Genomic DNA, 20,920 nt, shown 5'->3' with positions numbered 1-20,920 from the left:
TGCTGTCCGCGGGGCGGATCTCGATCGTGACACCATGTCGCGGTCACCCCTTGTCTGCGCCGAGTGCGGGCGTTACGCTCGACGCAACGACCGCGACATGATGTCGCGGTCGATCGATTGGGGTGAGGCCACATGTTGGAGACCAAGGCCGACGAGGTCGGCGCATCGGACATCGAATACACCGAGACACTCGAAACGCTCTCGTACGGATCGGTGCACCGCCGCTTCGATCCCTACCTCGATATCGATTGGGACGCACCGGAATACGCGATCGACCCGCACGACGAGCGCTGGATCCTGCCCACCGCCGACCCGTTCGGCGCGCACCCCTGGTACCTGGCGCTGCCCAAGGAGAAGCAGATCGCCATCGGCATGTGGCGGCAGGCCAATATCGCCAAGGTCGGCCTGCAATTCGAGAACATCCTCATCCGCGGCCTCATGCAGTACGTGTTCACCGTCCCGAACGGGTCACCGGAATTCCGCTACTGCACCCACGAAGCCGTCGAAGAATGCAACCACACCATGATGTTCCAGGAATTGGTGAACCGGATCGGGGCCGACGTGCCCGGCATGCGGCGCAGCATCCGGATCATCGGGCCGCTGGTTCCTTTCCTGGCCAATATCTTCCCGGAATGGTTCTTCGTCATGGTGCTCGCCGGCGAGGAACCCATCGACCACGGGCAGAAGAGCGTGCTCAGGTCGGGGCAGCCGGCGCATCCGCTGGTGGAACGGGTCATGTCGATTCACGTCGCCGAGGAAGCGCGGCACATCGGCTTCGCGCACGAGTACCTGCGGAATCGGGTGCCGAAGATGGGGCGCATCCGCAAATTCGTGCTGTCGCTGGTGTTCGCGCCGACCATGCGCATCATCTGCGACCTGATCGCGGTGCCGACCAAGGAAATGCGCCAGGAATTCGATATCCCGCGCTCGGTATTGCGCGAGGTGTATTGGCGCCGCCCGGAATCGCGGAAGATCCTGCGCGACTTCTTCGGCGACGTCCGCATGCTCGCTGCGGAACTCGACCTGATCACGCCGGTCGCCCGCCCGCTCTGGTGGATCTCCCGCATCGACGGCACCGCCTCGCGATACCGCAGCCAGCCCGTCGCGGCGCACTGAGGCCGCCGCATGCCCTACGTCGTCACCCAGTCCTGCTGCAATGACGCGTCCTGCGTGTACGCCTGCCCGGTCAACTGCATTCATCCGACACCCGACGAACCGGAATTCGCGCGCGCCGAAATGCTGTACGTCGACCCGGCGGCCTGCATGGACTGCGGGGCGTGCGCGACCGCGTGTCCCACCGAAGCGATTGTGCCGCATACGAAACTGACCGCGGACCAGCAGATCTTCCTGGAACTCAATGCGGACTTCTATCGGGAGCCGGCGGCGCGCGCCCGGCCGCTGATGGCGCCGGTGCCGCCGAAACCCGTGCTGCGCAAGGGACTCGCGCCCTTGCGGATCGCGATCGTCGGGTCGGGGCCGGCGGCCATGTACGCGGCCGATGAACTGCTCGCCCAGCCGGGCGCCGTCGTGAACGTATTCGAACGCCTGGAGCAGCCGTACGGCCTGGCCGAATTCGGTGTGGCGCCGGATCATCGGAAGACCAGGCAGGTGACCGGGCTGTTCGACGCCATCGCGAAGCAGGACGGGTTCCGGTTCTTCGGTGGTGTCGAGGTGGGCCGGGACATTACCCATGCGGAGCTGCTGCGCTACCACCACGCGGTGATCTACGCGGTCGGCGCGTCCGCGGATCGACGCCTCGGCATTCCCGGCGAAGAGCTGCCCGGCAGTGCCGCCGCCACCGACTTCGTCGCCTGGTACAACGGCCATCCCGATCAGCGCGACAGCGATTTCGCACTCGATCACGAGCGCGCGGTGGTGATCGGCAACGGCAATGTCGCCCTCGATGTGGCGCGGATCCTCACCACGGATCCGGACGAGCTCGAGCGCACGGGCATTGCGCCGCATGCGGTGATGGCTTTGCGGGAGAGCAGGATTCGTGAGGTCCTCGTGCTGGGGCGCCGAGGGGTCGCCCAGGCCGCCTTCACCGTGCCGGAACTGATCGGATTGCGGGCGCATCGCGGCGCGGACCTGACGGTGGTGCCCGGCGAGATCGCCGAGGGGCCCGCCGATCCGGCCGAACTGGATCCCGTCGTGCGCGCGACCCGTCGCCGCAAGCTCGAGATCGTGCGCGCGCTGCCGCCGGTCCGGAGTGGCGGCGCACGGCAGATCACGCTGCGGTTCGGGGTGTCGCCGGCCGAAATCCTCGGCACCGAAAGGGTTTCGGGGATCCGGCTGGAACGTAACGAGCTGACCGTGGACGGTGACACAGTGCGCGCGATGCCGACCGGTGAATTCGAGACCATCGACGCGGGATCGGTGTTCCGCGCTGTCGGATACCACGGGCGGCCTGTGGCGGACCTGCCCTTCCATCCCGGCCACGGCGGCATCGTCCCCAATATCCGAGGGCGCGTGCTGAATCCGAGTACGGAGCAGCCCATGCCCCGCACCTACGTGGCCGGCTGGATCAAACGCGGCCCGACCGGGTTCCTCGGGACCAACAAGTCCTGCTCCCAGGAAACCGTGGCCAGTCTGCTGGCCGACCTGTCCGAACGAATGGAATTGGTGAATGAACGACTACCGCTCCCGCTGGCTCGACGATGAGCTCGACGAGTTGCGTGACCTGGCGCGCCGGTTCTGCGAGAAGCAGATCCGGCCCAATATGGACAGATTCATCGAACAGCATCACGTCGACCGCGAGCTGTGGCAGGAGGCGGGCGGGCTCGGCCTGCTGTGCATGTCCGTCCCGGTCGAATACGGCGGCGGGGGTGGCACTTTCGCGCACGAGGCGGTGCTGATCGAGGAGCAGGCCCGGGTCGGCGACTCCTCCTGGGGCGCGCCGCTGCACAGCGCCATCGTCGCCCACTACGTGCTGGCATACGGCACCGAGGAGCAGAAGCAGCATTGGCTGCCGCGGATGGCGAGCGGGGAAGTGGTGGGCGCCATCGCCATGACCGAACCCGGTACGGGCTCGGATCTGCAGAACGTCAAGACCCGGGCGGTCCGGCACGGCGACGACTACGTCATCGACGGGTCGAAGACCTTCATCACCAATGGTGCGCAGGCAGATCTCATTGTGGTCGTGGCCAAGACCGATACGGCCGCAGGCGCGTCCGGTATCTCGCTGATCCTGGTCGAGGCGGAGCGGACCGGTTTCCGGCGCGGGCGGGTACTCGACAAGCTGGGCCAGCGCGGACAGGACACGTCGGAACTGTTCTTCGATTCCGTGCGGGTGCCCGTCGCCAATCTGCTGGGTACCGACGAAGGGCAGGGCTTCATCCAGTTGATGCAGCAGCTGCCGCAGGAACGGCTGATCCTGGCCGTCGGCTCCACCGTCGCCGTCGAGACCGCGCTGGCGCAGACCCTCGAATACACCAAGCAGCGCAACGCCTTCGGCAAACCGATCTTCGCCTTCCAGAACACCAAGTTCACGCTCGCCGAGATCGCCACCGAGGCGCGCATCATGCGGGTCTTCGTGGACGACTGCATCGAACGGCACGTGCGCGGTGCACTCGACATCCCCACCGTCGCCATGGCGAAATGGTGGACCACCGAACGCGCACAGGCCGCCCTCGACGAATGCCTGCAACTGCACGGCGGTTACGGCTACATGACCGAATACCCGATCGGCCGCATGTGGGTCGATCAGCGGGTGCAGAAGATCTACGCGGGCACCAACGAGATCATGAAGGAGATCATCGCCCGCACCCTGTGATCGATTGCGGCAGCGCTCGATTCAGAGAATGTCCCGACCGCCCACACTGGTCTCGGGCATGCTCTCCCGCAGGTCCCAGTGCTCGGCTATGAGCCCGTCCGCGATCCGGAACACATCGATCACGGCGATCCCGCGATCATCCGGACCGGTGGTGAACAGGCTGTGCGCGAACACCAGATCGCCCTGCGCGGCCATCCGCCGGATCAGGAAGCGGGCCAGCGGGAAACGCTGCCGCAGACCGTCGATGAGCTGGATCAGCGGCTCCCGGCCGTCGGGCAGGCACGGATTGTGCTGGATCAGATCGGCGGCCACATAACGATCGGCGAGATCGGTGCGGCCCTGATTCCACACCTGATCCAGGAAATCGGTCACCAGTTCCGACAGCGCGGGCGCTACTGAGCATTCGGTTGTGCCGGTCATACCCGCACTGTGCCCGGCCGCGCTGGCACCGGACTGACAGCCGGTGCCAGCCCGATCGTCCAGACTCGGTGCACGCTGCTGTCCGGTTCGGTCGTTGCTCCCGGTCGCGGCGCCTGTGACGCTGTAATCGAGTACGCACGCTCGATTTCCGGAAGGGACAACCTGTGACTGCTAACAGCGGAGACGGTGCGGTGGCCTTGGTCACCGGCGGTAATCGTGGGATCGGCCGGGAGGTCTGCGCGCAACTGGTCCGGCTCGGCCACATCGTGCTGCTGACCGCACGCTCGGCCGACGCCGCGCGCGAGGCCGCGGACGCGGTGGGGGCCGTGCCACTGCAATTGGATGTCACCGGCGATGAAAGCATCAGCGCGGCAGCGAAGTTCGTGGCAGAGCGGTACGGCCGCCTCGATGTGCTGGTCAACAATGCCGCGATCACCTACGACACCTGGCAGCGGGCGTCCACGGCGGACCTCGATGTCGTGCGGACGGCGGCGGAGACGAACCTGTACGGGCCGTGGCGGATGGTGCAGCGGTTTCTGCCGCTGCTGCGGCACAGTGACCATCCGCGAATCGTGAACGTCTCCAGCGAGATCGCCTCCATGGCCTCGATGGGCGCCGGCACACCCGCCTACACCAGCACGAAGGTGGGACTGAACGCGCTGACCCGCATGCTCGCGGCCGAACTGCGCGGGGATCGGATACTGGTCAATGCCGTCTGCCCGGGCTGGGTCGCCACCGATATGGGCGGTCCCGGCGGGCGCCCGGTCGCGGAGGGCGCCGCCAGCGTCGTATGGGCGGCCACTTTGCCCGACTCGGGGCCGTCCGGCGGGTTCTTCCGGGATGGCCGGCCGATCCCCTGGTAGTTCGAAATCAGCTGTGCGGAAAGGTATTTCAGTATGACTTATCTCGTGATCGGCGGCACCGGCCGGACCGGACGTCGGGTCGTGGACCAGCTGCGTACGCAGGGGCACGCGGTCGTCGTCGGCACGCGACGTCCGCGCGGCGATGATGCTGTCGCGGTCGACCTGGCGCAACCGCCGGCCGCTGGTTTGCTCGATGATATTGCGGGCGTGGTGGTTTCGGTCGAACCACCGGTCGATGCGGCCGGGGCGGATGCGGTGATGAACCGGGGGATCGCCCGGCTGGCCGGTCTCGCGGCCGAGCGGCGGATCCAGTTGGTGCTGCTCTCACAGATCTACATCACTCGCGCGGACCGGCACCCCGAGCTGGCCGGGATCATTCGTGCCCGCGGCGCCGGGGAAGAGGCCGTACGGGACAGTGGTGCGCCGTACACCATCGTGCGGCCCGCGTGGCTCACCGATGCGCCTGCCACGGGTCATCGGTTCGAGCAGGGTGATCGCGGCGACGGCAAGGTGAGTCGCGAGACCGTGGCGCGGGCGGCCGTCGAAGCCTTGCTGCACCCGGAGGCTCGTGGCAAGACATTCGAGCTCTACGACGGTGCGAGCATGCAGGATTGGGCAGCTGGCTTCGCCGATCTGCTCCCGGATCGGTAGGCCGTCCAGGTCATTTCGCCTGCGGCGCCCGCCGTCCCCGAACGCACCGGTGCTCGTGTTCGCGAGCACAGTTGTGCACCCAAAGTGATCTAGGCTACTGTCTGGGCCAGGATGGGTACGCGAGTGTTTTCAACCGGGGAGTAGGCAATGTCGCTGCGAAGGATCGGCCGTGCGCTACGGCGCTCCACGGTGCTGGGAGTCACCGTGGCCATGGGATTGCTGCCGGTGATTCCGGTCGCCTCGGCGGAATCGCCGATCGACGGCGGCGACGCGGGCCGATCCTGGACCGCCACCGAAGACGCCGCCCCGCAGTACCCGGGCGTGCACATCGACTGGGACGTGCCCATCACCATGAGTGACGGGACCGTGCTGAAAGCGAATGTGTACCGTCCCATGGACGCGGCCGGCCATATCGTGGACACACCGACGCCGACCATCGTCAACATGACGCCGTACACGAAACTCGTGTCCAATATCGCGGATTCGGCGCTGTCGCTGCCGGTGCTGCCGGATGTGCTCAGCGACTTCCTGCGCGGCTTCGACCTTTCCGGCGTCGGCATGAGCGGGCTCAGCGATCTGCTCAAGGCGCTGCCGGGCGGGGCCGCGCGCCTCTTCACCGCCGACCGCAAGCTCATCCAGAGCGGTTACACGCAGATCGTCGTGGACGTGCGCGGCACCGGCTTCTCCGAAGGCGTCTGGCAGGTCTTCCAGGAACGCGAACAACAGGACACCGTCGAGGTGATCGACTGGGCGAGTAAGCAATCCTGGTCGAACGGCAAGATCGGCATGAGCGGCATTTCCTACTCGGCCATCAACCAGCTGCAGGCCGCCGAGCATCACCCCGACGCGCTGAAGGCCATCTTCCCCGTGGAACCCGGCAGCGATCTGCTGCGCGATGTGCTCGCCACCGGTGGCGCACTGGGATTCGGCTTCATTCCGCCGTGGCTGCTCGCCGTGAACATCACCAAGATGGCGCCCGATCTCGTCTCCGTCTTCGGCGGCAATTTCGATTGGAAATGGCTCGCGGATCGATTGCAGAGCCCGCTGACGTTCTTCGACTACGTCATCGAGGCGCTCACCATCAACAGCATCCCGGAGATCCCGGACAATCTGAAAGCCCTGCTGGAGACCGACAGTCCACTGCGCACCGCATGGCTCGGGCATCCGGATCGGATTCAGGTGCCCACCTTCATCACCGGCGGCTGGCACGACATCTTCACCTACTCCGAACCGCGCGTCTACGACGCTATTCCCTTGCCGCCCGGGCAGAAACAACTCGTCATGGGCAATACCTACCACGGTGACCCGGGCAGCGGATTCGGGTCGCCCGGCGCCCCGCCGCGACTGGACGTGCTGCAACGCGCCTGGTTCGACAAGTGGCTCAAGGGCATCGACAACGGCATCGACGGCTACGGCCCGGTGACCCTGTGGCAGCAGGGCGGCGGCTGGACCAGCACCGGCCAATTCCCGCGCGCCGAGGTCGATTACCGCCGCATGTACCTCTCGTCCGTGCCCAGCGGCACCACCGCCTTCAGCGTTCACGACGGCAGCCTGACGACCGCACCCAGCGACAACGCGCAACTGACGGTCGCACCCGGCGTGATGAGCCTGTGCTCCCGCGACACCGCCCAGATCACCGCCGGCGTGACCGCACTGTTCGACTTCTGTGCCAAGGACGCCCGGCCGATGGAACTCAACGGGCTCACCTTCACCAGCGCCCCGGTCGGCGCGCCGACCACCATTTCCGGGCCGGTGAACCTGCACCTGAACACCGTCCTCGACGCCACCGACGGCTACTGGACCGCGACCCTCAACGATGTCGCACCGGACGGGACGTCCGTCGTCCTCACCTCCGGCCAGCTGACCGCATCCCTGCGGAAGGTGGACGAGGACAAGGCGACTCGCTCCGCGAACGGCGACTACACCGACCCCTACCCGTATCTGACGCTGACCGACCGCGAACCGATCGTGCCGGGGCAGCCGACCCAGCTGGATCTGGGCCTCATGGCCACCGACGCGGTCCTGCAACCGGGCCACCGGCTGCGCGTCGACGTCTTCGCCAGCAACTTCCCGCGCGGATTGCCGCTGCGGCCGCTGCTCAACGAGAGCGGCCTGCGGCCACAGCACATTCAGCTCGACCCGAACGCGCCCAGCTGGATCAATGTGCCGGTCGGAGGACAACCGGGCTGGTGACCTCGGCGTGCATCCGGCGGTGCCGTTCGGCGATGATCAAGTAGAGGACGAATCCGAATGCGGCGCTGGTGAACAGGCTGCTGACGAAGAAGAGCCACGGCTTGGGCAGGCCCTTCCGGTAACCGCCGGCGATCGACATGATCGGCAGGATCAGCACATTGAGGATGGTGTAGTCCTGGGCGGCGGAATCGGCCGCCCAGTTCGGGAACATCAAGTAGATGTACTGCGTCCAGCTCGCACCCGGACCCCACAGCGGATTCAGCCCGTCGTGGTGATACTCCAGCACGAACCGCACATTGAAATACCAGCCCAGTATCACCGACGCCAAGCCGATCACCCAATAGGCGAGTTCCAGTGCGCCGGTGCGTTTCCCGTCCGGATAAGTACCGAGCAATCCGCGGTTCTCCGCGAGGATCCAGAGGGTCACCGCGAGGCCGAGTACGGCGTGGACGACGAGGCTGATGAGATACATGGCCGGTCCTGTACGGAGAAGGTGCGCATTCGCCTGACATCCAGAGTGTGACGTGCGACTCTTCGCTCATGGCCGAGTATGACGCGATAATTATCGGAGCCGGGCACAATGGGCTTGCGGCCGCAATGGTGTTGCAGCGCGCCGGTTTGCGGACGCTGTGCCTGGAAGCGAAGCATTATTCCGGCGGAATGGCGTCCACCGTCGAGCTCATCGACGGCTATCGATTCGAAATCGCGGGCTCCGAGCAATTCCCCACCTCCCGGCAACTCAGCGACGAACTGGAATTGGACGCGGTCCCCGCCGTCCCGCTCGAGGTCATGTCGGTCTCCACACTCGGCCGGGGCGACCCGCCGTTCATCTACTACACCGACCCGATGAAACTGATGGACCACGTCACCACCGTCCACGGCATGGACGTGCTCACCGGCATGGCTGGACTGATGACCTGGGCACAGGCCCCGGCCCGCGCCCTCGGCCGCTTCGAGATCCGGCGGCCACCCCGCACTTACGACGAGATGTTCGCCTGCGCCACCACCGAATTCGAGCGCGCCGCCATCTCCGACATGCTCTTCGGCTCGCTCTCCGACGTACTCGACCGGTACGTCCCCGACAACGAGAAGACCGGCGCGCTCCGCGGAATGATGTCGTTCCTCGCGCTCAACACCACCTACCGCGGACCCGAAACTCCCGGCAGCGCCATGGCTCTCGCCTTCGGACTGGCCATGCCCGAAGGCGACGGCACGCTGATGCGGAAGATCCGCGGCGGCATCGGGGCACTCACCACGCACCTGCGCGAGCGGTTCGAAGCCGCCGGCGGGGAAGTGCGGTTACGGACACAGGTCACGCACATCGACACCGAGGACGGCCGCGTCACCGGAGTGACCACCGAACACGGCGACACCCTCACCGCGCCGATCGTGGTGTCCTGCATCGCACCGGATCTCACCGTCGGCGAGCTACTCGATCCGGCCGCCATCCCCGACGATCTGCGATCCCGCTTCGCCCGCACCGACCATCGCGGCAGCTACCTGCAGATGCACTTCGCCCTCGACGGCCTTCCCGAATTCGCCGAACCGTACGGAGTGCTGAACGACCCCGCCATGCAATCGGCGATCGGTCTCTTCAGCACACCCGAACAACTCCAGCGCCAATGGGAGGACTCCCGCCGCGGCATCGTCCCCGCGGAACCCGCGGTGGTTCTGCAACTCACCTCGGTCAACGACCCCGGGGTAGCGCCACCCGGCAAACACGCGGCGTCCGCCTTCGCGCTCTGGTTTCCCATCGAAGGCAACCCCGCCGACTACGGCCGCCTGAAAACCGAGATGGCCCAACGGGTGATCGATCGCATCTGCACCGTCGCCCCCGATTTCCGCAGTGTCGTCTCCCGCCACATCACCTTCACCCCTCGCCACATGCACAGCATGTTCGGCGCCCCCGGCGGCGACTACTGCCACGGCCTCGTCCACCCCGAGCAGATGGGCCCGAACCGCCCCGGCCCCACCGGTTTCCGGGACCAGCCCCTCCCGCTCACCGGCCTCTACCTGGGCAGCGCCGGATGCCACGGTGGACCGGCGGTCTCCTTCATCCCCGGCTACAACGCCGCCCACCAAGCCCTGGACGACACGGTCACCAAGCGATCGGACCCAGACGGTCGGTGAAAGTGCCTGTCGGGCCGTCGGAGTCGAGAGTGGCGAGACGGATGATCGAATCGGTGCCCTCGGTGACGGTGAGCCGACCCTTGTGGTTGTTCATGTCGGTGGCCGCGAAAGTGTGGTTGACGACCTCGCCCGGGGTGGTGGCGTTGAACTTGACGCGCCGGTGATCAACACTGTGGTCTGTTCCGTGATCGTCATGCCCACAAGACGCCGGCCACCGCACGCCCGTGACAGCGTGTGAGCGCCCTCACGCAGAGGGCGCGGTGCTACTCTTCCTCTTCGCTCGAGGCGTCCAGGCCGAGCATGCGCAGCAGGTAGGCGCAATCCTCGACATCGAGGGCGTGACTTGCGACGGTGAGGGCGGCCATGGCGTTCTGCTTTTCGCAGGCGGCCTTTTCCGCCGCACGCGCCGCGCTGAATTCACTCTGCTCGTGACGGAGGGTGGTCTGTCGTGCAGAGGTCATAGGAACACTTCCCGCCGGTGGGCCGGATTACCGAATCCGAATGACTCGGGCCGACTGTTGCTGCGACTCACACTACGGTGTGCGCCGCATTTCCGAACGATTGCCCGGAACAAAATATGGACAAGGCAGGGGAAGCTGCGGTCGCCGCGCGGCAACAGGTCGATATCGATCCGGCGTCGTACTGATCACACTCCACAGGCGAGCCGGGTGTAAACACGGTCACGATGGCCACTCGCAGACAGCCAGCTCCCGGATTGCCGCCCATGATCGAAACCCCGACACCGGTCACCGCCGATGTCCTGCGCCAGCTCGCAGAGCTGCGCGAGACCCAGCACGTCCATGACACCTTCACCGAGTTGACCATCGCCGAGGCCGGTTCCCGGCAGATTCTCGATGCCGTGGCCCAGCTATCGGGGGTGGCGGTGGTACTGGAGGACACCGGGCATCGCATCGTCGACTACCGGCCCGGTCCCGACGACAGCGCGGTCTTCCTGCATCGCTGGCAGGCGCGCTCCCGCGTGGTCGAACTGGCCGGGCGTACCAGCTGGGACGAGACCAACGGCTGGCTGGTCACCCGGCTCGGCCGGCGGGATCGCGGCTGGGGCCGGCTGGTGATCGCCTCGCCCGAACCGCCGACCCCGCGCACCATCGCGGTCGCCGAACGGGCGGCCGCGGCCCTCGCGATGTACCGCATGCACGATCAGAACCGCAGCGGCATGATCCGGCGCGCCCATCAGGAAGCGCTGGTCGGAATCCTGGCCGATCCCGACGCACCCCGTTTGCCACAGCATTGCGAGCTGTTTGGCCTGAGTGTGTTCGGCCGTAGTTTCGTGGGCGCCACCGTGCGCCCGATACTCCCGCTCGATTCCCCCGGCGGCCCACCGGTGTCGCTCACCGACGATGTGATCGCCGCTCTGGTGCGCGCCGCGGACGAAACTCGGGGTGGCCACGCTGGTCGCGAACGTGAACGGCGATATCCGGGCGCTGCTGTCACTGCCGGTCGACGCCGATCATCGCGCGGTGATCGACGAGCTCGCCGAGGCCATCGACGGGCGGTATCCGATCCTGCTGGCCGCGGGGCGGCCGGTGGCGCGGCTGCAAATGGCCGACCGGACTCTCAAAGAAGCCCAGCACGTGGCCGAATCGGTGCCGCAGGATTTGCATGATCGGGTCGTGCACCGCGTCGAAGATGTGCACGTGCGCGGCCTACTGACCATGCTCGGCGACGATGAACGGCTGCGACTCTTCGTGGATCGCGAACTGCGGCCACTCAAGGAATACGACGAGCGCTACAAGGCCGGGTTGATCGGCACCCTGTGGGCGCTACTTCGGTTCCCCGGCAACAAGTCCGACACCGCGGCCAGCCTGAACATGTCGCGGCCGGCGTTCTACGACCGGCTCAACCGGATCTCGAAACTGCTGGACGCGGATCTGGACGATCCGGATATCCGGGTCTCGCTGCATCTTGCGCTGATCGCCGACGAGCTTTCGACCGGAACGGATCGCTGAGCGTTCCCCCGAACCGGGAGTGAAGACTCCGTGATGTCCTTCGGCTGAGCCTGGGAGACCGGGACCAGGCCCTGCAGGATCGGCGCGGACACCGGCTGCGCGGACGGAACGCCGGCGCCGGGGTCCGTGTTCGGGGTCAGGGTTACCGAGTGATCGGCAATCTGGGCCGCGATCGGGAACTGGGTGTGTCCTTGCCGTAGGTCAACGGAATGGAGTCCACCGCGTCGCCGTTGGCATTGGAAATGACCAGGGTGTCACCGACCGTCTTGAACGTGCCGTTCGGCGAGTTCAAGGTCATGCTGTCGGTGCCCTTGTCGACGGTGTAGTCCACACCGTTGATCGAGACGGACTGCTCCGCCGGGACGTTGGAAAACGCGGTGGTGGGGACCGTCGCGATTCCCGGAGTCGCCGCCGGGGCATCGGCGGGATCGGCGTAAGCGGGCACGGCGGCGATGCTGACAGCACCGACGCCCAGTGCTGCGCACGCGATGATCTTCCTCATCTAGAGCGACCTCATGCTTTCCTTTCGGATAGCTGGTACGTAGGGCTCTTGCGCAGCAGCGGGACTGATCCTGACCTGCCCGGATGGCTCTACATATAGACAAGCTGTCAGCGCTTTTCTCTCAGCATTTACAGGCTGTCGGCTCACCCCCAACACGCTGGGCGTTTGCTCTCGTTACGAAGATGAATACTGAGAAAATCGATGGAAAACAACGCCGATGCTTTGCATAGGTTCACTCTGTGTGGTAGTTTCTCCGGCTCGCTTCGCCGGCCGATATCGAGAAAGAGTTCCATTCCGCCACAACGGAGTTCGTGCCCGTCACGTATGGAAGGCTGGATGCATGAACCGATTGGGCAGCGCCACTTCGCCTTATCTGCGTCAGCACGCCGGGAACCCGGTGGATTGGCGCGAGTGGGATGCCGAAGCGCTGGCGGAAGCGGCCGGACGGGATGTGCCGATTCTGCTGTCCATCGGATACGCGAGTTGTCACTGGTGTCATGTCATGGCACACGAATCGTTCGAGGACGCGGACACCGCGGCGCTCATGAATGCGAACTTCGTGTGCATCAAAGTGGATCGGGAGGAGCGGCCCGATCTGGACGCGGTCTATATGAATGCGACCGTGGCCATGACCGGCCAGGGCGGATGGCCCATGACCTGCTTCCTCACACCCGCGGGCGCGCCCTTCTATTGCGGCACCTATTACCCGAAGACGCCCCGGCACGGGATGCCGTCGTTTACCCAGTTGTTGAGCGCTGTCACCGACACCTGGCAGCACCGGCGCGAGGAAGTCGATACCGCCGCGACACAGGTTTCGGATGCTTTGCGGCAGCAGGCGGCCGGATTGCCGGATGCGCAGGTGGGGATCGGTGCGGAGTTGCTCGATCACGCGGTGGGGGCGGTGCTGAAGGATATCGATTCGCAGTACGGCGGGTTCGGCGGCGCACCCAAGTTTCCGCCGTCCGCATTGCTGGAGGGATTGCTGCGCGGGTACGAGCGCACCGGCGACGACGGTGTACTGCAGGCGATTTCCTTCACCGCCGAAGCGATGGCACGGGGCGGCATCTACGACCAATTACGGGGCGGGTTCGCGCGCTACTCGGTGGACGCCGCGTGGGTCGTGCCACATTTCGAGAAGATGCTTTATGACAATGCGCAATTGCTCCGGGTGTATTCGCATCTGGCGCGGCGGGCGCAGGACGCTCAGGGAACCGCCGCGCGCGGCCAGGAGGGGCCCGGAGAGGCGTTGGCGCACCGGGTGACCCGAGAGACCGCGCAATTCCTGCTCGACGACCTGGGGACCGAACAGGGCGGGTTCGCCTCCGCGCTGGATGCCGACACCCATCTGGAGCCCGGCGCACCCGGAGTCGAGGGCGCGACCTATGTGTGGACGCCCGCGGAACTCAACGGGATTCTCGGCGCGCACGACGGCGCGTGGGCGGCAGAGGTTTTCGGTGTCACCACCGCGGGCACCTTCGAGCACGGCACCTCGGTGCTGACCCGATACCGCGACCCGGACGACGCGAATCACGAACGGCTAGAACGGATCCGCGCCGAACTGTCCGCCGCTCGCGAACTGCGCCCGCAACCCGACCGCGACGACAAGGTGGTGACCGCCTGGAACGGCATGGCCATCGTCGCGCTGGCGGAGGCCGGAGCGGCCCACCTGCGTCCCGACTGGACGGCCGCGGCCGAGCGGTGCGCCGAGTTCCTCCTGGATGTGCACGTGGCCGACGGCCGCGTGTGCCGGGCCTCGCTCGGCGGGGTGGCGGGCGCCGCACCCGGTGTGCTGGAGGATTACGGATGGCTTGCACTGGGATTGCTGGCCGTGCACCAGTCCGCCTCCAACGAGCGTGATTGGCTCACCCCCGCGCAGCAGATCCTGGACACGGCCGTCGCTCGCTTCGCCGATCCGGAAGCGCCCGGCAGCTGGTTCGACACCGCCGACGACGCCGAAACCCTCGTCACCCGTCCCCGCGATCCCGTCGACGGTGCGACCCCCGCCGGCGCCTCGGTCCTGGCCGACGCTCTCCTCACCGCCGCCGCCCTGACCGACACCGACCAGTCCCTCCGCTACCGCGACCTGTCCGATCAGACCCTCGAACGCGGCGCCATCCTGCTCGCCCGCGCCCCGCGTTCGGCAGGCCACTGGCTCGCCGTCGCGGAAGCCGCTCTGCGCGGCCCCATTCAGGTCGCCGTCGTCACCGGCAGCGATGAAGCGGTAGACGACGGTGAACCAGTGGGCGGGACGGCGAGCCTCGTCGCAGCCGCCCGTGTGGCCGCCCCTGGCGGTTCGGTGATCGTCTCCGGCGCAGTGGATTCCCAGCCACTACTGGCGGATCGCCCACCGGTACAAGGCAAGTCGGCCGCCTACGTCTGCCGCGGCTCGGTCTGCGACCTCCCCATCACCGGCGCCGCGGATGTCCGTGCCGCACTGCTACCGCCCGCGCGGGGCTGACGACCGCAAAATCACCGCGGCGCAAGATCTTCGGCCGCCGGGATCGGCCTGCTCACTGCCCGCCGGGTGTGGCGCGGTCCGTCTGCGGTTGTGCTTCGGCCGCGGCGTGGGCACGAGCCGATTCGGGGTGGAAGTAGTCGCCTGCCCGGAGCATGGCCGGGATGGCGATCCAGACCGCTACGAGGTGGGTGGTGCGGAGCAGGCCGATCAGTAGGCCCTCGGTGGTCCAGCCGGTGAAGAGGTGGGCTGGGTGGTCTGTTGTGGCGATGGCTCGGAGGGGTTCGATCACGAGGGATGCGGTGCCGACTGTGCCGAGGCCGTAGATGAGAAGGTTTCGGGCGCCCAGGTTTCCGCCGGCCATGCGGAGGGCGATGAGCAGGACGAGGGTGTAGAGGGCGGCGCGGGCCAGCAGGCCGGAGGTGAGGGCGCCCATGTGGGTTTCGTTGTGGCGCAGGGAGATTGCGGTGTGCAGGATGGTTTCGGCGACGCCGGCCAGGAGGGCGGCGAGGATGGCGCGGTAGGCCAGGGTCACCAGGGGTGGGCGGAGGGCGGGCGACTCCGATCGGTTTCGGTGCAGTCCGATATCGGTCATACCGTGACTGTCCCGCCGGAGGGTGTGGTCGCGGATCACCCGCGGGTACCATCTCGCCCTCGTCCTCGAGGGTGACGTGACCCTGATGATCAGCTTCGCGCATAATCCGTTGCCGCCGGATGCGGGCGGTCCTAGAGTCGGAAAACTGTGTTCACCTTGAATTTCTCAGTGTCGTATCCGAGTACAGCAGTGTCCGCGCGGGCCGCATGATCAGCGATCGGCAGCCCGATCGGCGCCGGGTCCGGGGGCCTGGATCGCGGCCGGCGGGGATGCCGCGGCCGGCGGGGCGGTGCCGTTGTGGCGGGGTGGCGTGGGGGCCGGCAGGTCCGTCCAGCACGGAGTGGGCTCCTTGCGACCCCGGAGGTGGATGGTGTCGTGGAGGATCCACTTATCGCGTTCGTGCGCGCAGGCGGCATCGATGACGGCCTGACTGGCCAGGATTCGCCGCTGCACCTGTTTGGCCTCGGTGGTGAGGCGCGCGGCCTCGTTGACGGCGTCGCCGATGACGGTGAATTCCAGCCGTGAGGCGGTGCCGACATCCCCGGCGAAGACCAGCCCGCGCGCCAGCCCGATGCCGATATCCAGTTCCCCGGTGGCGGCGACCTCGTCGCGAATGCGCCGGGCGGCGCGCAGGGCGGGAGTCGCGTTGTCGTCCAAGGCGATCGGCGCGCCGAAGATGCACAGCGCCGCATCGCCTTCGAACTTGTTGACCAGGCCCTGATTCTCCTCGGTGGCCGCCACCACGATGGTGAGCAACCGGTTGAGTTTGGCCACGAAGTCGTGCGGCGCGAGTTCGGTGGACAGCGCCACCGATCCGGTCACATCCACGAAAAGCGCTGTCACCACCCGGGTGTCGCCGGTGAGGCTGGCGGTCCCGGACAGCGCCCGTTCCGCCACCTCGGTGCCGACGTGCCGGCCGAAGACGGTCCGCATGCGTTCGCGCTCACGGAGATTCACCGCCAGCTCGTTCACCGACAGTTCGAGCCGGCCGATCTCGCTGGTGCTGCCGATCGGCACCCGCACATCGAGGTCACCGCGCGCGATGCGGTCCAGCGCATCGCGCAGCGTGTGCATGGGTGTGGCCACCGCGCGGGCCAGGGTGGCGGTGGCGACCGCGCCCGCCGACAGTCCGACCAGCGCGAGATAGATGCCGGTGCGGATGCGGTGGGTGCTGTCGGTGCCGGGGTCGGACAGCACGGTGATCAGCATGAACAGCGGCACCGCCCCGGTCACCGCGAAGGTCACCAGCACGCGGGTCAGCACGGAGGAACTCCAGTGCGTGGTCCCGTCCAGCACCTCGGACACCACCGGAATCGTGGGCCGGATGAGCCGATCCACGATCAGGTAGGTGAGCGCCGCGGATTCCAGCGCGCCGAACGTGAACATGAACAGCACGACCGTGAAGTTGCGCGGCTCGGTGGCGTGCGCGAACAGTGCGGCCGCGATGATCACGCCGGGTATCCAGATGGCCAAGGCGCGCACGGTGATCGAGATCGGCAGCCGCAGCAGCCGCCCGGCCTCTTCCTCGCTGGGTGGCCGGCGTTGATCCAGCCAGCCGAAGTAGTGCCCCCGGTCCCGTACCGCGAGCACGATGCCGGCCAGTGCGCCGAGCGCCGGGTAGATGGCCACCTGGAGGAAGGTGGTGAGCCAGTCGGGTCCGAGCCGCCCGAAGAATCCGATCAGCCACAGTTCGGTGGTGATGACGGCGAGGCCGCCGAGATTGCAGGCCATGACGACGACCGAGAGCCCCCAGTGTGCGCGTAGCGCCCAGAGGATGAGTCTGCTCACCGCTCTGCCGCTCCGCGCGTGGCGACGGGCGTCGCGGCGGCGACGGTCGGTGCGGTCATAGCGGTCGCGTGCCTCGTGTGTCGTCCGGCTCTTTGCTCAGGACTTTAGAGACTCTTCGCCGCCGAGTGCACGTTTGTGGCCAACCGAATGGCGGGTTTGTGAGTTATTGCTCGTGCGACGGTGACCGATCAGGTCAGCACGACCAGCCAGATCGCGATGTAATGGCACAGGGCCGCGACCACCGTTGCGGCATGGAAGAACTCGTGATGCCCGAACACCTCCGGCCACGGGTCCGGCCAGCGCGAGGCGTAGAGGATGCCGCCGACGCTGTAGGCGATGCCGCCCGCGAGCAGCAGCAGCACCGGCGCCCAGCCGACGTGATGGATGAGCGTCGGCGCGACCGGCACGATGGCCCAGCCCAGCAGCAGGTACAGCGGCACGCCGACCCAGCGGGGCGCGGTGGGCCACAACATCTTCAGGGCGACGCCTGCCAGCGCGCCCGCCCACACGATGGACAGCAGGATGGTGCCGGCCTTGCCGCGCACGCCCAGCAGCGCGAAGGGCGTGTAGCTGCCCGCGATGAACAGGAAGATCATCGAATGGTCGGCGCGCTTCATCCACATGCGCGCCCGGGCGGTCCGCCAGTTCACCCGGTGATAGGTGGCGCTGACCCCGAACACCCCGCACACGGTGATGCCGTAGACCAGCGTCGACCAGGCCGCGGTGGCGGACACCGTGGCGGAGACCGAGACCAGCACGATCACCGCGATGGCGGCCACGCCCACGGCCCACGCGTGGATCCACCCGCGCATGCGGGGTTTGATCGGCGTGAGTTCTTCCAGCACGGTGTCGGACAAGACTTACCTCCTGAGTAACCTACGGTACCGTAGGTTGATTTTCGATGCGAAAGGTAACAACTGATTTGGTAACGGTCGGGGTAACTCCCCGGGTACGCCCAAGATCGGTTCGGCTCTCAACCGCCGGCACGCGTGCCCGTCGGTCGACGCTCCTTCGCTGGGCGCCAAAGTTTCGGGGAGGCGGAACAGCGTAGGGTGGGCGACCGTGAAGCTTGTGGGTCAAGTGCGTGGACTCCCATATCGCATTTATGAGGCCCGGCTGTCGAAGCAGCTGGCCGACAAACAACATCCCCGGCACGTGGCCGTCATGTGCGACGGCAACCGGCGGTGGGCACGGGAGAACGGCTTCACCGATGTGAGCCACGGCCATCGGGTCGGTGCGCTCAAGATCGCCGAACTGGTCGGCTGGTGCGGTGAAGCGGGCATCGAGATGGTGACCCTCTACCTGCTCTCCACCGAGAACCTCGGCCGCGATGCCGACGAGCTGGACACCCTGCTCGAGGTGATCACCGACGTCGTCGACGAACTGGCTGCGCCCGAACAGAATTGGAGTGTCCGCATCGTCGGGGCACTGGGGCAGCTGCCCGAGGACATGGCCAAGCGGCTCAAGTACGCGGCCGACAGCACCCGCGGACGCACCGGCGTGCACGTGAACGTGGCCATCGGCTACGGCGGGCGGCAGGAGATCGCCGACGCGGTGCAATCCCTCGTCCGGCAGGAGATCGAGGCCGGGGAGCACGGCGAGGATCTGGTGCAGTCCATCACCGTGGACGCCATCAGTCAGCATCTCTACACCTCCGGTCAGCCGGATCCGGATCTCGTCATTCGCACCTCGGGTGAACAGCGGCTCTCGGGCTTCCTGTTGTGGCAGAGCGCGTATTCCGAGATCTGGTTCACGGAGGCGTACTGGCCGGAGTTCCGCCGGGTGGATTTCCTGCGCGCCCTGCGTGATTACGCGGCGCGGCACCGCCGTTTCGGCGTGTAGCACCATCGAGAACACGGCATTCCAACGGTTCCGTTGCAGTGCAATGGCTTCCGGGTTCGCCGAGCTGTCGCTACCGTAGCGTCGGATCGTATGACCGAGCTACGCGATGAGGCAGCTGAGCCGTATGTCAGCTATGAGGAGTTCGGCCGCCGTTTCCTCGAATACGCGGCCTCGCCCGAGCGAATAGAAGGCGCATTCGAGAAACTCACCGGGGAAGCCTTCGAATTCGGCCCGATCGCCGCCGGGCCCGGGAAGCTGGCGAAACTCTCCGCCGCGGTGCGGCTCGGGCAGCCCCGATTGAATCGCGAAGTGCTGGAGCTCATCTCGTTCGATCTGGTGATTCCGCTGCAGGTGGATCTGCTGGTCGACCTGTCCGTGGACCGCTATCCGTTCCGTGTGGACGGCACGATTCACCTGCATCTGACCGTCCGCACCGCAGCGCCTTTGCGGGTCGTCATCGAAATCGACGAGCCGCAGCCCAGCAATGTGCGCATCAATGTGGCCAGTGCTTCCCGGCGGGGTGAGGTGCTGCGCATCATCGCCAGTGTGGATCACGAGATCCGCCGTTTCGTCGCTCGCTATATTGCGAACGAGATCCGCAAACCCAGCATTCAGGCCGCCACCGATATCGATGTGGCGGCGCGACTGGATGCTGCCTGGAAGCTCTAGAGTTTGCGCGGCCGCGAGCGGCTAAAGTTTGCGCAGCCGCAGGCGATTGATGGTGTGGTCGGCGTCCTTGCGCAGCACCAGGGTCGCGCGCGGGCGGGTGGGCAGGATGTTCTCCACCAGGTTCGGCCGGTTGGTGTTGTTCCAGATCTCCTTGGCGGCGCTCACCGCTTGCGAATCGTCGAACACGGCGTAGTGGTGGAACGCCGAATCCGGTTCCGAGAACGAGGTCTTGCGCAGGGCGAGAAACCGCTGCACATACCAGTTTTCGATGTCCTCGATGCGGGCGTCCACGTAGATGGAGAAGTCGAACAGGTCCGACACCATCAGCCGCGGGCCGGTCTGCAGCACATTGAGGCCCTCGACGATCAGGATGTCGGGCTGTCGCACGCAGTGGAATTCGCCGGGCACGATGTCGTAGGCGATGTGCGAGTACACCGGCGCGCACACCTCGGTCGCACCGGATTTCACCTCGGTGACGAAACGCAGCAGTTTGCGGCGGTCGTAGGACTCCGGGAAGCCTTTACGGTGCATGATGCCGCGCCGGGTGAGTTCGGCTGTGGGGTACAGGAATCCGTCCGTGGTGACCAGATCCACCCGCGGATGGTGATCCCAGCGGGCCAGCAGGGCCTGCAGCACACGGGCCGTGGTGGATTTGCCGACCGCCACCGACCCGGCCACGCCGATCACGAACGGCACCTGGCGGTCCGGATGGGTTTCCCCGAGGAAGGTGGCGGTGGCGGCGAACAAGCGCTGCCGGGCGGCCACCTGTAGATGGATGAGTCGCGCGAGGGGGAGATAGACCTCGGCGACCTCCTCGAGATCGATCTGCTCACCCAGACCGCGCAGGCCCGTCAGCTCTTCCTCGGTGAGTATCAGGGGAGTCGACTTGCGCAGGGTGCGCCACTGCTTCCGGTCGAATTCCACATAGGGACTCGGCTCGCTCATCCGTGCCACTATCCACGTCCTCGAGTCGACGCACCTTCCATAGCCGAATTGTGCTCGGGGCCGTCGTGGCGGTGAACACCAGGTGTTGCTACTCACCGGTAACCGGAGTGAGATATGGCACAGCA

19 protein-coding genes and 1 pseudogene are annotated in these 20,920 nt (G+C 66.6%); 12 read left to right on the top strand and 8 right to left on the bottom strand.

Annotated features, from left to right (window positions below; genetic code table 11):
- The first annotated feature begins 132 nt into the window (after nucleotides 1-132).
- Genes ACH438_RS01585 through ACH438_RS01575 form a run of 3 tightly spaced genes read left to right on the top strand, consistent with a single transcriptional unit; the run spans nucleotide 133 to nucleotide 3,772 of the window.
- Nucleotides 133-1,116, top strand: coding sequence for a diiron oxygenase (locus tag ACH438_RS01585; RefSeq protein WP_396999974.1), 984 nt, complete (start codon nucleotides 133-135; stop codon nucleotides 1,114-1,116).
- Between the two features lie 9 nt (nucleotides 1,117-1,125).
- Nucleotides 1,126-2,661: an FAD-dependent oxidoreductase gene (locus ACH438_RS01580; RefSeq protein ID WP_396999972.1), complete on the top strand. Its 1,536-nt coding sequence runs from the start codon at nucleotides 1,126-1,128 to the stop codon at nucleotides 2,659-2,661.
- Nucleotides 2,627-3,772: an acyl-CoA dehydrogenase family protein gene (locus tag ACH438_RS01575; RefSeq protein WP_396999970.1), complete on the top strand. Its 1,146-nt coding sequence runs from the start codon at nucleotides 2,627-2,629 to the stop codon at nucleotides 3,770-3,772. The genes ACH438_RS01580 and ACH438_RS01575 overlap by 35 nt, the downstream gene beginning before the upstream one ends.
- Nucleotides 3,773-3,793: 21 nt before the next feature.
- Here the strand turns inward: ACH438_RS01575 and ACH438_RS01570 are convergent, their stop codons facing one another.
- Nucleotides 3,794-4,192 (bottom strand): nuclear transport factor 2 family protein, encoded by a 399-nt coding sequence (locus ACH438_RS01570; protein ID WP_396999968.1) that lies wholly within the window; start codon nucleotides 4,190-4,192, stop codon nucleotides 3,794-3,796.
- A 164-nt stretch (nucleotides 4,193-4,356) separates the two neighbouring features.
- Between ACH438_RS01570 and ACH438_RS01565 the strand changes: the two genes are divergently transcribed.
- The 3 genes from ACH438_RS01565 to ACH438_RS01555 all read left to right on the top strand — a co-directional run bounded on the left by ACH438_RS01565 (nucleotide 4,357) and on the right by ACH438_RS01555 (nucleotide 7,899).
- Nucleotides 4,357-5,055 carry an SDR family NAD(P)-dependent oxidoreductase gene (locus ACH438_RS01565; RefSeq protein ID WP_396999966.1) on the top strand — a complete coding sequence of 233 codons (699 nt, stop codon included), beginning with the start codon at nucleotides 4,357-4,359 and terminating at the stop codon, nucleotides 5,053-5,055.
- A gap of 33 nt (nucleotides 5,056-5,088) precedes the next feature.
- The gene (locus ACH438_RS01560; RefSeq protein ID WP_396999964.1) at nucleotides 5,089-5,706 is read left to right on the top strand and encodes an SDR family oxidoreductase; all 618 of its coding nucleotides are present in this window, start codon (nucleotides 5,089-5,091) and stop codon (nucleotides 5,704-5,706) included.
- A 147-nt stretch (nucleotides 5,707-5,853) separates the two neighbouring features.
- The gene (locus ACH438_RS01555; protein WP_396999962.1) at nucleotides 5,854-7,899 is read left to right on the top strand and encodes a CocE/NonD family hydrolase; all 2,046 of its coding nucleotides are present in this window, start codon (nucleotides 5,854-5,856) and stop codon (nucleotides 7,897-7,899) included.
- Here ACH438_RS01555 and ACH438_RS01550 read toward each other — a convergent pair.
- The gene (locus tag ACH438_RS01550) at nucleotides 7,865-8,371 is read right to left on the bottom strand and encodes a DUF2834 domain-containing protein (RefSeq protein WP_396999960.1); all 507 of its coding nucleotides are present in this window, start codon (nucleotides 8,369-8,371) and stop codon (nucleotides 7,865-7,867) included. The genes ACH438_RS01555 and ACH438_RS01550 overlap by 35 nt on opposite strands.
- Nucleotides 8,372-8,439: 68 nt before the next feature.
- Between ACH438_RS01550 and ACH438_RS01545 the strand changes: the two genes are divergently transcribed.
- Nucleotides 8,440-10,029 (top strand): phytoene desaturase family protein, encoded by a 1,590-nt coding sequence (locus tag ACH438_RS01545; protein WP_396999958.1) that lies wholly within the window; start codon nucleotides 8,440-8,442, stop codon nucleotides 10,027-10,029.
- A 263-nt stretch (nucleotides 10,030-10,292) separates the two neighbouring features.
- Here ACH438_RS01545 and ACH438_RS01540 read toward each other — a convergent pair whose 3' ends face one another.
- Entirely contained in the window at nucleotides 10,293-10,490 is a 198-nt protein-coding gene (locus ACH438_RS01540) for a hypothetical protein (RefSeq protein ID WP_396999956.1), read from the bottom strand.
- 942 nt (nucleotides 10,491-11,432) lie between these two features.
- Between ACH438_RS01540 and ACH438_RS01535 the strand changes: the two are divergent.
- Together ACH438_RS01535 and ACH438_RS01530 are read left to right on the top strand one after the other, a co-directional pair.
- Nucleotides 11,433-11,573 (top strand): annotated as a pseudogene (locus ACH438_RS01535) (hypothetical protein); the annotation flags it as partial.
- 90 nt (nucleotides 11,574-11,663) lie between these two features.
- Complete coding sequence (locus tag ACH438_RS01530; RefSeq protein WP_397000717.1) at nucleotides 11,664-11,999, top strand: helix-turn-helix domain-containing protein; 336 nt, start codon at nucleotides 11,664-11,666, stop codon at nucleotides 11,997-11,999.
- Between the two features lie 142 nt (nucleotides 12,000-12,141).
- Here the strand turns inward: ACH438_RS01530 and ACH438_RS01525 are convergent, their stop codons facing one another.
- Nucleotides 12,142-12,501: a hypothetical protein gene (locus tag ACH438_RS01525; RefSeq protein WP_396999954.1), complete on the bottom strand. Its 360-nt coding sequence runs from the start codon at nucleotides 12,499-12,501 to the stop codon at nucleotides 12,142-12,144.
- Between the two features lie 340 nt (nucleotides 12,502-12,841).
- On the opposite strand from ACH438_RS01525, the gene ACH438_RS01520 reads away from it, so the two are divergent.
- On the top strand, nucleotides 12,842-14,959 hold the full coding sequence (locus ACH438_RS01520; RefSeq protein ID WP_396999952.1) for a thioredoxin domain-containing protein: 2,118 nt from the start codon (nucleotides 12,842-12,844) through the stop codon (nucleotides 14,957-14,959).
- Between the two features lie 52 nt (nucleotides 14,960-15,011).
- On the opposite strand, the gene ACH438_RS01515 is transcribed toward ACH438_RS01520, so the two are convergent.
- From ACH438_RS01515 to ACH438_RS01505, 3 genes are all read right to left on the bottom strand, one after another.
- Nucleotides 15,012-15,551 (bottom strand): hypothetical protein, encoded by a 540-nt coding sequence (locus ACH438_RS01515; RefSeq protein WP_396999950.1) that lies wholly within the window; start codon nucleotides 15,549-15,551, stop codon nucleotides 15,012-15,014.
- 210 nt (nucleotides 15,552-15,761) lie between these two features.
- Nucleotides 15,762-17,339, bottom strand: coding sequence for an adenylate/guanylate cyclase domain-containing protein (locus ACH438_RS01510; RefSeq protein WP_396999948.1), 1,578 nt, complete (start codon nucleotides 17,337-17,339; stop codon nucleotides 15,762-15,764).
- Between the two features lie 188 nt (nucleotides 17,340-17,527).
- The gene (locus ACH438_RS01505; RefSeq protein WP_397000715.1) at nucleotides 17,528-18,151 is read right to left on the bottom strand and encodes a hemolysin III family protein; all 624 of its coding nucleotides are present in this window, start codon (nucleotides 18,149-18,151) and stop codon (nucleotides 17,528-17,530) included.
- A gap of 250 nt (nucleotides 18,152-18,401) precedes the next feature.
- Between ACH438_RS01505 and ACH438_RS01500 the strand changes: the two genes are divergently transcribed.
- On the top strand, nucleotides 18,402-19,181 hold the full coding sequence (locus ACH438_RS01500) for an isoprenyl transferase (protein ID WP_396999946.1): 780 nt from the start codon (nucleotides 18,402-18,404) through the stop codon (nucleotides 19,179-19,181).
- Nucleotides 19,182-19,271: 90 nt separating this feature from the next.
- Nucleotides 19,272-19,850, top strand: a complete 579-nt coding sequence (locus ACH438_RS01495) for a hypothetical protein (protein ID WP_396999944.1) — start codon at nucleotides 19,272-19,274, stop codon at nucleotides 19,848-19,850.
- A gap of 21 nt (nucleotides 19,851-19,871) precedes the next feature.
- Here ACH438_RS01495 and coaA read toward each other — a convergent pair whose 3' ends face one another.
- Complete coding sequence (gene coaA, locus ACH438_RS01490; protein WP_396999942.1) at nucleotides 19,872-20,804, bottom strand: type I pantothenate kinase; 933 nt, start codon at nucleotides 20,802-20,804, stop codon at nucleotides 19,872-19,874.
- Between the last annotated feature and the right edge of the window lie 116 nt (nucleotides 20,805-20,920).

The sequence above is a fragment of the Nocardia sp. NPDC020380 genome (assembly GCF_044386975.1).
Taxonomy (GTDB): domain Bacteria; phylum Actinomycetota; class Actinomycetes; order Mycobacteriales; family Mycobacteriaceae; genus Nocardia.
The sequence above is the reverse complement of the archived record's forward strand: the minus strand, read 5'-3'. Positions and strand labels throughout refer to the sequence as shown.

What these genes read in the sequence shown, in the direction of transcription:
- ACH438_RS01585 (WP_396999974.1), top strand. Translation starts at nt 133, where the DNA reads ATGTTGGAGACCAAGGCCGACGAGGTCGGCGCATCGGACATCGAATAC.
- ACH438_RS01580 (WP_396999972.1), top strand. Translation starts at nt 1,126, where the DNA reads ATGCCCTACGTCGTCACCCAGTCCTGCTGCAATGACGCGTCCTGCGTG.
- ACH438_RS01575 (WP_396999970.1), top strand. Translation starts at nt 2,627, where the DNA reads ATGAACGACTACCGCTCCCGCTGGCTCGACGATGAGCTCGACGAGTTG.
- ACH438_RS01570 (WP_396999968.1), bottom strand. Translation starts at nt 4,192, where the DNA reads ATGACCGGCACAACCGAATGCTCAGTAGCGCCCGCGCTGTCGGAACTG.
- ACH438_RS01560 (WP_396999964.1), top strand. Translation starts at nt 5,089, where the DNA reads ATGACTTATCTCGTGATCGGCGGCACCGGCCGGACCGGACGTCGGGTC.
- ACH438_RS01555 (WP_396999962.1), top strand. Translation starts at nt 5,854, where the DNA reads ATGTCGCTGCGAAGGATCGGCCGTGCGCTACGGCGCTCCACGGTGCTG.
- ACH438_RS01550 (WP_396999960.1), bottom strand. Translation starts at nt 8,371, where the DNA reads ATGTATCTCATCAGCCTCGTCGTCCACGCCGTACTCGGCCTCGCGGTG.
- ACH438_RS01545 (WP_396999958.1), top strand. Translation starts at nt 8,440, where the DNA reads ATGGCCGAGTATGACGCGATAATTATCGGAGCCGGGCACAATGGGCTT.
- ACH438_RS01540 (WP_396999956.1), bottom strand. Translation starts at nt 10,490, where the DNA reads ATGACCTCTGCACGACAGACCACCCTCCGTCACGAGCAGAGTGAATTC.
- ACH438_RS01525 (WP_396999954.1), bottom strand. Translation starts at nt 12,501, where the DNA reads ATGAGGAAGATCATCGCGTGCGCAGCACTGGGCGTCGGTGCTGTCAGC.
- ACH438_RS01520 (WP_396999952.1), top strand. Translation starts at nt 12,842, where the DNA reads ATGAACCGATTGGGCAGCGCCACTTCGCCTTATCTGCGTCAGCACGCC.
- ACH438_RS01515 (WP_396999950.1), bottom strand. Translation starts at nt 15,551, where the DNA reads ATGACCGATATCGGACTGCACCGAAACCGATCGGAGTCGCCCGCCCTC.
- ACH438_RS01505 (WP_397000715.1), bottom strand. Translation starts at nt 18,151, where the DNA reads ATGCGCGGGTGGATCCACGCGTGGGCCGTGGGCGTGGCCGCCATCGCG.
- ACH438_RS01495 (WP_396999944.1), top strand. Translation starts at nt 19,272, where the DNA reads ATGACCGAGCTACGCGATGAGGCAGCTGAGCCGTATGTCAGCTATGAG.